The 13,731-nt window shown below is 62.7% G+C and carries 13 protein-coding genes; 4 read left to right on the top strand and 9 right to left on the bottom strand.

Annotation, left to right across the window (positions count from 1 at the left end):
* Positions 1-1,408: 1,408 nt before the first annotated feature.
* The gene (locus BMW76_RS23260) at positions 1,409-1,837 is read right to left on the bottom strand and encodes a DUF3293 domain-containing protein (protein WP_090869376.1); all 429 of its coding nucleotides are present in this window, start codon (positions 1,835-1,837) and stop codon (positions 1,409-1,411) included.
* Positions 1,838-2,091: 254 nt separating this feature from the next.
* Here BMW76_RS23260 and BMW76_RS23255 point away from each other — a divergent pair, with 254 nt between their 5' ends.
* Positions 2,092-3,372, top strand: a complete 1,281-nt coding sequence (locus BMW76_RS23255; RefSeq protein WP_090869374.1) for a DUF445 domain-containing protein — start codon at positions 2,092-2,094, stop codon at positions 3,370-3,372.
* Between the two features lie 15 nt (positions 3,373-3,387).
* On the opposite strand, the gene BMW76_RS23250 is transcribed toward BMW76_RS23255, so the two are convergent.
* Positions 3,388-3,711: a hypothetical protein gene (locus tag BMW76_RS23250; protein WP_090869372.1), complete on the bottom strand. Its 324-nt coding sequence runs from the start codon at positions 3,709-3,711 to the stop codon at positions 3,388-3,390.
* Positions 3,712-3,824: 113 nt separating this feature from the next.
* On the opposite strand from BMW76_RS23250, the gene BMW76_RS23245 reads away from it, so the two are divergent.
* Entirely contained in the window at positions 3,825-4,340 is a 516-nt protein-coding gene (locus BMW76_RS23245; protein WP_090869370.1) for an MOSC domain-containing protein, read from the top strand.
* 84 nt (positions 4,341-4,424) lie between these two features.
* Here BMW76_RS23245 and msrB read toward each other — a convergent pair whose 3' ends face one another.
* Complete coding sequence (gene msrB / locus BMW76_RS23240; RefSeq protein WP_090869368.1) at positions 4,425-4,877, bottom strand: peptide-methionine (R)-S-oxide reductase MsrB; 453 nt, start codon at positions 4,875-4,877, stop codon at positions 4,425-4,427.
* A 288-nt stretch (positions 4,878-5,165) separates the two neighbouring features.
* Here msrB and BMW76_RS23230 point away from each other — a divergent pair, with 288 nt between their 5' ends.
* A complete protein-coding gene (locus BMW76_RS23230; RefSeq protein WP_245763335.1) occupies positions 5,166-5,876 on the top strand; it encodes a DNA-3-methyladenine glycosylase I in 711 nt (236 codons plus the stop codon).
* A gap of 49 nt (positions 5,877-5,925) precedes the next feature.
* Here BMW76_RS23230 and BMW76_RS23225 read toward each other — a convergent pair whose 3' ends face one another.
* From BMW76_RS23225 to pqqA, 5 genes are all read right to left on the bottom strand, one after another.
* On the bottom strand, positions 5,926-6,366 hold the full coding sequence (locus BMW76_RS23225; protein ID WP_090869363.1) for a zinc-finger-containing protein: 441 nt from the start codon (positions 6,364-6,366) through the stop codon (positions 5,926-5,928).
* A gap of 312 nt (positions 6,367-6,678) precedes the next feature.
* Entirely contained in the window at positions 6,679-7,917 is a 1,239-nt protein-coding gene (locus BMW76_RS23220) for a c-type cytochrome (RefSeq protein WP_090869411.1), read from the bottom strand.
* 68 nt (positions 7,918-7,985) lie between these two features.
* Positions 7,986-9,716, bottom strand: a complete 1,731-nt coding sequence (locus BMW76_RS23215; protein ID WP_090869409.1) for a methanol/ethanol family PQQ-dependent dehydrogenase — start codon at positions 9,714-9,716, stop codon at positions 7,986-7,988.
* A 334-nt stretch (positions 9,717-10,050) separates the two neighbouring features.
* A complete protein-coding gene (pqqD, locus tag BMW76_RS23210) occupies positions 10,051-10,332 on the bottom strand; it encodes a pyrroloquinoline quinone biosynthesis peptide chaperone PqqD (protein WP_090869361.1) in 282 nt (93 codons plus the stop codon).
* Between the two features lie 80 nt (positions 10,333-10,412).
* Entirely contained in the window at positions 10,413-10,487 is a 75-nt protein-coding gene (gene pqqA / locus BMW76_RS40455; protein ID WP_143062301.1) for a pyrroloquinoline quinone precursor peptide PqqA, read from the bottom strand.
* A gap of 266 nt (positions 10,488-10,753) precedes the next feature.
* On the opposite strand from pqqA, the gene BMW76_RS23200 reads away from it, so the two are divergent.
* Entirely contained in the window at positions 10,754-11,170 is a 417-nt protein-coding gene (locus BMW76_RS23200; protein ID WP_090869357.1) for a cupredoxin domain-containing protein, read from the top strand.
* A gap of 166 nt (positions 11,171-11,336) precedes the next feature.
* Here the strand turns inward: BMW76_RS23200 and BMW76_RS23195 are convergent, their stop codons facing one another.
* Positions 11,337-13,340 (bottom strand): sigma-54-dependent Fis family transcriptional regulator, encoded by a 2,004-nt coding sequence (locus tag BMW76_RS23195; protein WP_090869355.1) that lies wholly within the window; start codon positions 13,338-13,340, stop codon positions 11,337-11,339.
* Positions 13,341-13,731: the final 391 nt, after the last annotated feature.

Here is a 13,731-nt window from a genome sequence, read left to right as displayed (position 1 = left end):
GGGAGGCGGGAGGCGGGAGGCGGGAGGCGGGAGGCGGGACAGCGGGACAGCGGGACAGCGGGACAGCGGGACAGCGGGACAGCGGGACAGCGGGACAGCGGGACGCAAAGTACCCGAGCGCTAACACCGCCTTCGGCGCGCGGCGGTGCTCCACCGCGCTCGATCTAACGTAAGAGCGGTACGAGTCGAACCAAACGGCAGCGGCAGCGCAGCCGCTGCGTGTGAATTGCGAGAAAGCGGGCCGCACGTCCGCACCCTGTCGCAGCCGCGTCGACGCCGAAAAAGAACTCTGCACGACTGATGCGCCGCCTGTGGCGCGGATCGGCACGGCGAATCCATTCAACTCGTCAAACCAAAACCCCGATTCGAGATCGACGGTGCTCCGATAAATTCGGCATCACGCCAGATTCGCCGATGCGCCGCCAAATCACCGAGCGACCTAAGAATTTTGGAACTGCCGCTGGGAAACGAACGCTGGGAGATGCGCGCCGCGCGTTGCGCGCAGTCCGTGGAACGCGACAGGGCAGACGACGCAAAGGTGCTTTGCCGAACTTTCAACGAACCTTCGCACATGACCGAACACGTCCAGTTGATTTGCCGATGGGTCGTTGGCTCGCCAGGACGTGCAAGCGACGTGAAGCACGCGCCGGCGTGTCGATCCCGCGCGTAACGACTTGGGGGTCTCGTCGATCTGCTGCACGCGCGCCGAGCGACCGCTGGCTCCAAGGCAACACATGCAACCGTCAATGAAGTCAAAAAACTGACGGTCGAGAATTGATAACGCACCTGTGCATTCGTCGACAAACGCAACACCTATGCGCCGAGTGCATCCAGCGCGAAGGTCGCGGACGGACTGAGTGCACTGAAAGTGCCGACGATTCACCAACGAGTCTTTCGTCAGACGCCATCAGCACGAGCCGGATCCCCCGTCGTTATCTCTAAAAATAATAAGCTATCCGAACAGATAATCGCGAGCCGACGAGCCGGGCAGCGGTCCCAAGAGCATTTCAGCCACGACCCGACAGCGGCAGTGATGTGGGTTTTCGCGGTTGCAGGTCTTACGCGTGCCGCGCGACTCCTAGAACGCGAACAACTCCGCTCACTGCTGAAAATCTTTAATCAGCAAGTACTTGCCGCAGAATCCGTGAAACAACCTTAAGAAAATCATCCAACCGAAGAAACCATTACAATGCAATGACTTAGCCAATCAATCGCCGTATGTTTCACGACACTTCGGTGCTGGCACGAGATATTTTGCGTCAAACGCGGCTTTCGCTGGTTTTCCAATGCAAACCCATGGATGCGTATCTTTTGATACGTAACTTGTGGTGTGTACTACATATTTCCCGGGCGCTCGTCAGCCGAGTCCGCGCGCCAGCGACCGAAAGCGCAGAAGACCCGTCAAAACCTACCGCAAAAGCACCAATTGCGGCACCGCATCGCCGCCGGACCACACGACTGCGTTTTGCCCGAACTGCATCCCAAGCGCCTTGGCATCTTCCACCGATATTCCAGGCACCAGAAAGCTCGGCTCGCCGGGCCAGCCGTTGGACGGGTGCCTGCCGATGCCACCGATAAACGTCAACCCGCGCTGCGAGAGTTCGAGGGCGAGCGCACGCTGCAGATCGACGTTGGCTGCGTCATCGAGCATCCGGCTAAACGGATTGCACGCGGTGATGAACGCGCTATTGCGCACAGCGTGCGCATCGTGAATGGCAGCCAGCGACGCGTTGAATTCGCCGATCTTCAGCGTCGTCGGCATGGAACCGTGCACGCAATAGTGCGTCTCCAGATACGCCTGGATCGTCGCGCGAGGAATCTGCGAGTCGGAAATCAAACAACCTCCGCTGAACGAAAGACGACGCAGCGTCGCATCCCAGACCCACGTCGTTTTCCCAACCACCTTGCGCGGACGGGAAGCGCGGGCACAGGCGTCCACCAATGCGTGATGAGGCGGCAGTACAGCACGGCGGTTAATCTGGTGTCAACGCGTCGAAGACCCGACGCCCACGCTGGCCATCCACCCGACGCCCCCGCGAGTGCGGATATCTTCCCCGTCCCGAATACAACGAACCGACACAAGCCAGTCCAATGAACAAGGTACTAGAACTCAAACATGCGAAGCGTCGCGCGACGCTTTTGCTTTTGATCGCCACAGCCGTCTTCGTCACGACCGCGTTCATGCGCGCGAGCACATGGGTCGATGGCATCAAGGCGGTCGCGGAAGCGGCGATGGTCGGCGCGCTGGCCGACTGGTTCGCCGTCGTCGCGTTGTTCCGGCGAGTGCCGATTCCTGGCGTGGCCGCACACACGGCCATCATCCCGCAGAACAAGGACAAGATCGCCGACAATCTCGCGCTTTTCGTGCGCGAGAAGTTTCTCGACGAGTCGTCGATTATCGGTTTGATCCGCAAGCACGATCCTGCGCAGAGCGTCACGAACTGGCTATGTGTCGACGCGAACACGCAGCGCCTCGGCGACTACGTCGTGAAGCTGACGGCCGGGATACTCGAATTGCTCGACGATGCGCGCATCCAGCGTTTCATCAAGGATGCGCTCGACGCGATGCTCGACAGAATCGATCTGTCGAAGGCAACGGGCGCGATTCTCGATACGCTGACGCGCGATGGCCGGCACCAGCAACTGCTCGACGATGGCATCGAGCATCTGATGGCGCTGCTTCGCGAGCCGGGCGTCCGCGCTTTCATCGCGGAGCAGATCGTCGACTGGTTCAAGCGCGAGTATCCGACGCTGGAGAAGCTGATGCCGTCGGAGTGGCTCGGCGAGAGCGGCGCGAACGTCGTCGCGCAGGCGGTGAACAACATGTTGCTGCGCGTGAGCGAAGACCCCGAACACAAATTGCGCCACAAGTTCGACGAAGCGGCGGCACGCCTGATCGTCAGGCTGAAGTCCGATCCCGTCTTTCTGCAGAAGGGGGAAGAGATCAAAAGCTACGTGAAGGACAGCGAGAATCTCGCGCTATACGTCCGCGACTTGTGGGGCCAGTTGCGCGACTGGCTGCGCGCCGATCTCGAGCGCGGCGACTCGGTGCTGCGCACGAAAGTGTCCGCGATGGGGCAATGGATCGGCCGCGAACTCGCGAACGACGAAGCGTTGCGCCGTTCGCTGAATCAGCACATGGAAGAAGCAGCGCGCGCTATGGCGCCGGATTTCGCGGGCTATCTGACGCGTCACATCAGCGACACCGTGAAGAACTGGGATTCGCGCGACATGTCGGAGCAGATCGAATTGAACATCGGCAAGGATCTGCAATACATCCGCATCAACGGAACGATCGTCGGCGGCTGCATCGGTCTGCTGCTGTATGCGAGCTCGCAGATCTTCGCGCTCGTGCGTCTGCACGCGTGGTAACGCGTGCGTGCGGTGTTACTGTGCGCTCGCCGGCTTCTTCTTCTGTTGCGCGCATTCCTGCGTGAAGACCATGCTGGCCTGGTCCGGCGTCATCGCCGCGCCGCTGTAGACCCGGTCGATCACAGCATCGACGGCCTGACGATCCGACGCGTCCTTGTAGTACTTCCGCGCCTGGTCCAGCGCCTGCGCCTTGGTCTTCTTGTGCAGGCGCCACGAGGCGACCTGACCGGCGATATCGCCGATCGCGAAACACTGGTCGGCGACCGTCTGCGCGAATGCCTGCATCGACGGTTGCATGAGGCCGATGGCGAGCGCCGCCGTGAGTACTGCTCGTTTCATTTGCGGGTCCTGTTATCCGATGGGCGATAGTATAAAGACGGGCGGATGGGCCATGCACTGTGGCACACGCTCCGCTGATCGATATCGTCCTCACCCGCATCCGCAGATTGCCCATGCCGCTCAATCCTTCATCGCCGCTCGCCAGGCTGATCAACGGTCCGATCCATCCCGGCAGGATCGTCTGGATAGGTTTGCGCAAGCGGCGAAAAGTCGCGATGACGGTCGTCGAAATGGCACTGATCGACGCGGACACGGGTCTCGTCGGCGACCACTACGCGAGCCGTGGCGGCGAACGGCAGGTCACACTGATCCAGGCCGAAAGTCTGCGCAGCATCGCAAGTCATTTGGCGCGCAGCGATGTTGCCGCGAGTGACCTGCGGCGCAACATCGTGACGGAGGGCATCAACCTGATGGCGCTGAAAGACCGGCAATTCCGGATCGGCGGCGCCGTGCTGCAAACGACGGGCGAGTGCCATCCGTGTTCGCGCATGGAAGAAGTGCTGGGTACGGGCGGCTACAACGCCGTGCGCGGATTCGGCGGCATTACGGCGCGCGTCGTGAAGGGCGGGGAGATACGGATCGGCGACGCGATCGAAGCGCTGCCTGCGGCGTTGCACGCGACGGGCTAGTGTCGCCGCGATTGACGCCGTCACCGCGCGCGACAGCGGCTTGGGCCATCAGACCGCGGCCAAGCCGCTATCGCGAGAGCTTACTTACTTCTTCACATTGTCGAAGAGGCCGAGATATTGCCCGTAACCTTCCTCTTCGAGGCGCGACACAGGAATGAAGCGCAGCGACGCCGAATTGATGCAGTAACGCAGCCCGCCTGCTTCACGCGGGCCGTCCGGAAAAACATGGCCCAGGTGACTGTCGCCGTGTCTGGAGCGCACTTCCGTGCGGATCATTCCGTGAGTCGTGTCGCGCAACTCGACGACGTGTTCGTCCTCGAGCGGCTTCGTGAAGCTCGGCCAGCCGCAGCCGCTGTCGAATTTATCGAGCGACGTGAAGAGCGGCTCGCCCGATACGACGTCGACGTACAAGCCCACTTCCTTGCTGTCCCAGAACTCGTTGTAAAAGGGGCGTTCCGTTCCGCTCTCCTGCGTCACGCGACGCTGCTCAGGCGTGAGACGGTCCAATGCTTCCGGAGTTTTTGCGTACGTGGGCATGTGTGAATCTCTCCTTGATTTGCAAGGCAGCGCTTGCGTCTGCCGCTTTTGTCGGGCCTGAGAGGCTTGAAGGGGCCAGCTTGCCGGCACGCCGGCGACGGCCACTCGCACCCGCATAGGCCACATATATGGGCACTTTCGATACGCTCAAGCATACGCAAATGTCGACGTGCCTGCAGTGGGCGCATCATTCACTGCCGCCATCCTTGCCGTCGATAGAAGAGCGATACGACAATAGGCGCGCGTCGGCGCAAAGGTCGCGCATCGAGCAAACCCACTCATTCGAGCATGAAGAAAACCAGCCCCGCTAAAAAGGCCGAAACGAAATCCGCCACTGCGAAGCCAGCCGTCAAAATGGCGCGTGCTGCCGCAAAGAAGGCCGCGCGTCCGAAGAAGCCGCAGCCGCTCGATGCTGTCATCGGTGCCGATGGCCTTGCGCGTCCGCCTTGGGCCGCTGTCGATCCGCTGCTCAAGCATTACTACGACACCGAGTGGGGCATGCCCGTGCGCGACGAGCGCGGACTGTTCGAACGGTTGAGCCTGGAGGCGTTCCAGTCCGGGCTTTCGTGGGCGACGATTTTGCGCAAGCGCGAGGCGTTCCGCGAGGCATTCGGCCACTTCGATCCCGACGCGGTGGCCGCATTCGACGAGTACGACGTCGAACGATTGATGGCTGACGAGCGGATCATCCGCAACCGCGCGAAGATTCTGGCGACGATCACGAACGCCGCGGCGACTGTCCGCTTGCGCGAAGAGGGCGGACTCGCCGCGCTGATCTGGTCGTTCCAGCCGCACGCGACGCCTGCCCCGCGCACGATCGCTGAGATTCCCACGACATCGGACGAGTCGGTCGCGTTGAGCAAGGCATTGCGCAAGCGCGGCTTCGTCTTCGTCGGACCGACGACGATGCATGCGTTGATGGAAGCGACGGGCATCATCGACACGCATCTCGTTGACAGCCATCGGCGCGGCAGTTCAGGCGTCTGGCCCCGCGATTGAGCGCCGCGTGCGCGACTCACACTACCACGTTGCGCACAGGCCGGCGCAATCAGCCGCCGCGTCGCGCGGCCATGAACGCGTCGACAAAGCGAAGCGCCTGCTCGCATTGATCGAGCGTGAGCATGTGAATCGAATTGGGCAGCGGATCGAAGCCGAGTTCCGTTGCGACCCAGCGGATCGCCTTCGCGCGCGCTTCGAATGCGTTGACGCCATCGCGCCGCACCTTGCCGGCGACGAGCGGTTCGAGCGCATCGTGCAAACGGCTTTTCGCGTCGCGCAGCGCGGCGTCGGCGAGCCGTCCGAGCGGCACATGACGCGTGCTGCGCGCATGAATGCCGATCCACGCCTGGCACGGCGCGCAGATCCACACGGGACCGTGATCGTCGCGATACGGATAGCTTTCGTCGCCTGCGCGCGCGAGCACGGCTTTCGCCCCGCAGTAATCGCATAGCGGTTGCGGCAGCGCCTTCACGGGTTTGCCTACGCGCATGGCAACACCTCAGTCGGTTTCACTGGCTTCATACAAGGGTTCGACCGATGGCCGAAGCGCACGGGCCGGACAAAAGCACTAGCTTACCGAAACATACCAAACGGGCGCACGGCTCGTCGAACCGATTGCCCGTGTGCGTCGCGCGCCGTCACATGAGTTTGATGAAGCACGCACACGGCACCCGTCGCCACGAGATCACAAACTGAATTTGGCCCCTTTGCGCCGATTGCACTGCTGCGTGCCATAAAGCCGTAAGCCGAGCCGCGCCCGATCCGAAACACGAGGATCGCGGCGCAGCCCATGCACCCGACGTCACTTCCCCGCATTGAGCGGCGTCGTCGACGCGCGCACATTGTCTGCCGTCATCTTCGCGCCGCCTGGCCGATAGCCGTTCGAGTAGAGCAGGAACGCCATGATGTCGGCGTAATCCTGATCCTTCATCTTGCCGGGTTTGTCGGCGGGCATGTTGGTCGCCATATACGTGTACACGCCGCCGATGGTCAGATGCGCATTGGACGCGGGCGCAAACGCCGGACCTTGCAGCGCGGGCGCCGTCACGCCTTGCAACTGCGCGCCGTGGCATTTCGCGCAAGCCGACGAATAGAGCATCTTGCCGTGCGTCGCCTGCGCCTGATCGAAGGACGGCGCGCCGCTTGCCGCGTCGGCGGCGATCTTGACGAAGCCGCCCGCGCCGTTCGCATTCGCGGCCGCGAGCAGCGCCGGCTGAACGACCGCACGCGATGCATGCAATGCGCGCGGTCCGTCGCGATAGCGCGCGGGATCGTCGGCGGAGATTTCGGCGATCGCATTGGCGGGCATCGTCCAGTCGCGTGTCATTGCGAGCAGCCGGCCATCGTTCGACAGCGTGTCGAGCGCCGCATCGATCCGTTCGCGCAAGGCAGCCGTGCGCGTTCCGAATGCGAACACGAGTTGCCAGTCCGCGTACGGCGAGCGCGCGGCGGCGACCGTGAAGCGCTGCTGCGGATGCGCAAGCCGATAAGCGACGACGGCGGGATACCAGACGATCGCGCGCTGCGCATGTCCCTTCGCGACGGCATCGACGGTCAATGCCGACGTGTTCTCCAGATCGAGCGTGATGCTCTGCTGCTGCACGGCGATCAGTTGCGCGGGACTCGCGTACATCGCCGCGACCGTATTCTTTGCGGCTCCTTGCGGGTTCGCGTCGGGGGCTTCGATGCTCACGTAGCCTGCGCGCAGATAGCCGCGCGAAAATTGCAGCTTGCTGTTGGAAGCATCCGCGATCGTCGAGCGCGGAAAGCCGGCGATCACGTCGCAATCGCGTGCGAGTGTCCTGTCGAGTTCCTTCAGCGAGACGCCATCGTCGTCGCCATCACCGATGCCGTGCTTGACGAACGTCGCGGGGATGCCCGCCTGCGCGAACACGTCGCGCGCGATGGTTTGATCCAGTGCCGCGGACGGGCTGCCGGGAAACGTGCAGACCTTCACGTTCGCCATCGAGGGCACCGATGCGAGCGCGAGGCAGGCAGCAAGCGCGCTCGCTGCCGGAATACGATTGAGAGAGTGGTTCATGTCGAAGCGTCCGGAAAGATCGGGAGGGACGCGATGCGTTACACGCGTTGCGTCCCGGTTCTGCGAAATCACGAATGGCTGAGTGCGAATACGTAGAGCGTTCCACCGCGCGGCACCTTGTCGGCGGCCTTGGCCATCGGGCCGCCCCAGATCGGGTTGGCGCCGCCGTAGCCCGCGAGCACCGCGACGTATTCCTTGCCGTCGATCTCGAACACCGACGGCTGCGCAATGATCCCGCTCGCGAGTTTCGGGCTTTGCCACAGCACCTTGCCGCTCGCGACGTCGAACGCATACAGATGGCCGTCGAGCGAGCCGCTGAACGCGAGGCCGCTCGCCGTCGTCGCGACGCCGCCGTTCCACGGCAGCTTGCTCCAGTGGCTCCAGAGCTTCTTGCCCGTGTTCACGTCGATCGCTTGCAGTTCGCCGTAGCCCTTGCTGCCCGGCTCCGGCTTGAGCTCGAAGCCTTCGCCGAGATACGGCAGTCCTTCCATGTAGTTCACCGATTTGCCGGACAGCGACATGCACGCGTGCAGCGTCGGCACGATGGCGATGTGCTTGTCTGCATCGTATGAAACCGACCACCAGTTCTTGCCGCCGAGGAAGCTCGGACAGGTCTCGATGGTCGTGCCTGTCTTCGGATACTTCGACTCGTCCTGCACGGGCTTGCCGTCGGCCGTATAGCCCGTGACCGAGGTCGCCTTCACGAACGGGCGCGCGTAGATCAGCTTGCCGTTGCTTCGATCGATCGCGTGGAAATAGCCGTTGCGGTCCGCGTGAATGATCGCGTCATAGTCCTTGCCTTCGTACTTGATGTTGGCGAGCACGGGCGTGTTGACGCCGTCGTAGTCCCACGTGTCGTGACGCGTGTACTGATAGTGCCATTTGAGGTCGCCTGTTTTCGGATCGAGCGCGAGCAGCGAGTCCGAATAGAGGTTGTCGCCGGGACGGAGATCGGCGAGCCACGGCCCCGGATTGCCGACGCCCCAATAGAGCGTCTTGCTGTCCGAATCGTAGGTGCCCGTCAGCCATGCGGGGGCGCCGCCGTGCTCCTGCATGCCGTCGGGCCACGTGTTGCCGCCCGGTTCCTTCGCGCCGGGCACGGTATAGCGCTTCCACAGCACGTTGCCGTTCGCGGGATCGAGCGCGGCGATAAATCCGCGCGCGCCATACTCACCGCCCGCGCTGCCGACCACGAGCGCGCCGTCCAGTGCGAGCGGCGCGAGCGAGAACGCGTAGCCTGTGCCGGGATCGAACATCTGCTTCTTCCATACGAGCGCGCCGCTTTGCGCGTCGAGCGCAGCCACTTCGCCGTTCAGCATCGCGACGTAGACGTTCTTGCCGTACAGCGCCACGCCCCGGTTCACGACGTCGCAGCACGCGGTCTTGAACGACTCGGCGCCGAGCTTCGGTTCATACTTCCACAGCGTTTTGCCGGACACGGCATCGAACGCGTAGACGTTGTCCTTGGGCGTCGTCACGAACAGATAGCGGCCGTTGACGAGCGGCGTCGCTTCGAAGCCTTGCTGAAGATCGGCGGGAAACTTGTAGGCCCATGCCTGCTTGAGACCCTTCACGTTCGATGCGTCGATCTGCTTGAGCGGCGAATGCGCCTGGCCGTTGTAGGTGCGGTAATAGGTGAGCCAGCCCGGATCGCTTTGCGCCGACGTGAGCCGCTCATAGCTCACAGCGGGATAGTCGGCCGCGGCGGCAACGGGCCCCGGCCTCAGACTGATGGTTGCTGCCGCGACGGCAGCGGCCAGCATCGCGAGCCGCGCGGGCGAAGCCGAACTTGTCTTCATCGTTGTCTCCAGTTGAGTTATCGGTGCGACGCCTGTCGGCAGAAAGTTTTCGATCTGCGTGTCGGCTGCGTGGCCGTTAAGGCAAGTCGCATGCCATTGCGTCGTCATTACCTGGTGATCCTCTCGAATCGGCTTGGAGTCCGTGCGTTTCAGGCGTGCACGACCACAAGGCGTGTGGCGCAGCGGCGCGTGTTGTGTTGCATCGTGGAGCAGTGGACAGATCGCGTGTTCCCAAACGTGACAGCGTGACGTCGTTCAGCGTGGCCGTCGAAACGCGACAAGGCAGAACATGAGGTGGTCCTCACGTTCTGCGATGGGAAGAGGAAGGAAGGCGTCAGTCGACCCAGCCGCGTTGTCGTGCGTGGTCGATGAACTGATAGACATCCGGTGCGAGGCCGGACGCGTTGAAGAGCGCTTCCAGCTCGTCGATGATTTCATCGAGTTCGCGCGTGCCGTCGCAGCGCGAGAGAATTTCGCCCGCACTCGGATTGAGCTTCACCGTCCCTTGCGGATAGAGCAGCACATAGACTTGCTCGCCGGGTTCCCAATGCAGCAGGAACAGCGGGTTGAGGCGTGGGCGCACGTTCGGAACGGCATCGGCGGGCATCGGCATCATGGCGTGTCGGCCTTTTTGTTTGCGTCGATGATGCGCCGTCACGCGCCGCGTGCAACGCGCGACGGCATTTCAGCATGACCTCAGCGAACGGCGATGTACATCGTCACTTCGAAACCGAAACGCAAATCCGTATAGGCGGGTGTGTTCCACTGCATGGCTGTCTCCTGGATGGTTTGACGAACGACCGCGGCTCGATGGCGGTCGAGGCCGTGAAACGCAAGCTCCATGCCGGAAGCTTCCGTGACGCGCATCGAGCAGCCTTCGCACTGCCGTCGGAATAAATCGATCGTGGCCCGCGTTTAGGTGAAACGCGTGCCGGCGCGCAATTGGCCTGCTTCAACACGCTTGTTTGCGTGGATGCCGGTCATTGTCCTATGGAGAATCAGTCGATTGCGGCAGTAGCTTTACGAAAGGTGCAGCCATGAGATTCGTTCAACACGTGATGATTCTCGCCAGCACGATTGCGCTTGGCATTTTCCCGGCTCGCAGTGACGCTCAGCAACACGTCAGCGCGACATTGCTCTCGGATGCAATTCAGCTCGACACCAGCGAGGTCAAAGCTGGGCCTGTGACATTCGACGTCCGCAATGCCGCGGACAACAAGATGGTGCACGAACTCGTCGTGTTGAAGACATCGCTCGCCGATAACGCGCTTCCGGTTCATAAAGGCCAGGTGCCGGAGCAGAAGTTCACAAAGATGGGCGAAGTCGAGGACGTGGCGCCAGGCAAGAGCCGGCGCCTCACGATCAAGCTTGCGCCGGGCCACTACGTGCTCGTATGCAACAAGCCCGGTCACTATTCGATGGGCATGCATGCGTCGCTTGCCGCCACGCCGTGAGGCGCGCTTTGCATATGACGCCGGCAAACGCGAGCGAACTCGCGGCTCTCCGGTGAACAGCCTGTCTAGATTTGGAGCACACGTGTTGCAAAAAGCAACAGCGGGTGCAACAGCGCGCAGCACACTGCAAATAGACAGAGGAATGCGGACGGGAGAATGCGGCGTGCTACGTGTCGTCGCTTGTTGAATCGGCTTGCGCGCCGTTGCCGTTGCCCAACATCGGCAGCTTGCGATAGACCGTGTTGCGCGAAATGCCGAGCGCGCGTGCCGCCGCCGACACGTTTCCATTGTGTCTCGCGACAGCCGCCGCGATCGCGCACGCCTGCACGTCCTGAAGCCGCGCGCCCGGCAGCGGCAATACATCGCCTGCGGGCTGCGGCGCGGGCGCTGGCTTCGCGCGCAGATCGTCAAAGAAGTCTTCGGGCAGATGCTCTCGCCTGATCTGCCCGTCGTCGTCGACCATCGCGGCGGCCGTGCGCAGCAGATTGCCGAGTTGCCGGAAATTGCCCGGCCACGCGCATTGCTCGAAGAGCGTCATCACGTCGTCGGCGACGCTGAGCCGCGCGCCCGTGACTTCGTCGGGCGGCGTCAGTTGCAGCATCTTTTCGATCACGACAGCGAGATCCGTGCGCTCACGCAACGGCGGCAGCTTGACGACGAGGCCGTTCAATCGGTAATACAGGTCCTCGCGGAAACGGTTCTGCGCGATCATTTCGCGCAGATTGCGGTGCGTCGCGCAGATGATCGCGATATCGACGGGAACGGATTTGCTTGAGCCGAGCGGATCGACGACGCGCTCCTGCAGCACGCGCAGCAGCCGCACCTGCAGCGGGTACGGCATGTCGCCGATCTCGTCGAGAAAGAGCGTGCCGCCATTCGCCTGCAACAGCTTGCCGATGGCGCCCTTGCGCCGCGCGCCCGTAAAGGCGCCTTCCTCATAGCCGAACAGTTCCGACTCGATCAGATTCTCCGGTATCGACGCGCAATTCACGGCGACGAACGGCCCCGCGCGGCGCGGCGAATCGTTGTGGATGGCCTGCGCGAGCAGTTCCTTGCCGGTGCCCGTTTCGCCCGTGATCAGAATGGGAATGTCCTTGCCGATCACCTTGCGCACCTTCGCGATGACGGCAGCAATCTGCGGGTCCCCGGTGTCGAGGCAGTCGAGACGCGATGGCGCGTTAGCGAGCGACGCGCTTCTTGCGGGGTGCGCGCGCGTGGCGGCGGGCGGCGGCGCGGTGACGTTGTCGGTGGGCCATGCGCTCTCTTCGTGCGTCGCGCGGCGAAACTCGACGCTCGCGCAAACAACCGTGCCGTTGTTCAGATCGAGCGAAATGTGATGACCCCGGCTCGCGCGCAGACGGTCGATCAGTTGCGGCGTCGTCAGGCCGAACAGCGACGACAGCGTATGCGCGCGCATCGCCGCGAGCGGCAAGCCCACCTGAAACTGCGCGCTGCGATTCGCGGACAGAAAGCGTCCGTCGCACGTGAAGGCCATGATGCCTTCCATCAGCGTGCCCAGAAATTCCGGCCGGCCATGAAACGCGATTTGCAGCGTGTTGCGAAAGGTGCTGGTAAACAGGTGGTTTTCGATCATCTGCACCGACATCTTCGCGAGCGCCATCGTGTGTTGATGGTAGCTGCGATGGTCGCCCGTTACGTCGAGCACGCCGGCGACATCGCCGTACGGATCGAGAATCGGCACGCTGGAGCATGTCAGAAAGCGGTTGGCGGCGAGATAGTGCTGGTCGCCGTGGACGACGGTCGCGCAGCGTTCCGCGATCGCCGTGCCGATCGCATTCGTGCCTTGCCGTTCTTCGGCCCAGTTCGCGCCTGCCTTGAGCGCGACTTTTTCGGCGCGCCGCAGAAAGTCGTCGTCGCCGATCGAATGAAGGATCAGCCCTTGCGCATCCGTCAGCACGATCATGCTTTGCGTATTCGCGATCTGCTCGCGAAGCGTTTCCATCACAGGCGTCGCGTGCGCGCAGAGTGCGCGGTTCTGCTCGAGCTTCATCCGCAATTCGCTTTGCGTCAGCACGTCGTAGTCCGGACGCATCGTCGCGTTGAGCCCGAACGTTTCGGACCGCTCGTGCGCTTTCTGGATCGACGGCGTGAGCCAGCCGCAGTCGCGGCTGACGAATGATCCCGTGATCGGGTGGGCCTCTTCGCGCATTGTCTCCTCCGGTCCCATGCAAGATGGGAGCTGTGGTCGTGCCAGTCGTGTGCCGGTCGTGTGCCGGCATCGCCGGATTAAAAGCAAGACCTGCGCCAAATAGCCGATACTCACTTCAGCAGCGAATGAAGCCGTCAGCCGAACGAAAGGATGGCGTTGTGGCCGAAGCGGTCGTCGGGGCGAACTCGCCTTGGTCCTTTGAGGAAGGCGAACGGGCGCGATGCAGTGGTCAGGGCGCGCGAGGCTGTACGCCGGTGGGCCCTCGTGATGGCTATGGCTGTAGCTATCGCGAAGGTACGGTCGCGCGACGGCGGCGAAAATTGGTGATTACGCGGACTACGGCGATATGCGCGGATAGCGGATAGCATGCGCTCCTCGCGCGCGGCTGTTG

Source organism: Paraburkholderia diazotrophica (genome assembly GCF_900108945.1).
GTDB classification, from domain to species: domain Bacteria; phylum Pseudomonadota; class Gammaproteobacteria; order Burkholderiales; family Burkholderiaceae; genus Paraburkholderia; species Paraburkholderia diazotrophica.
Note: the sequence above shows the minus strand (reverse complement) of the source record. Positions and strands in the feature narration are given on the sequence as shown.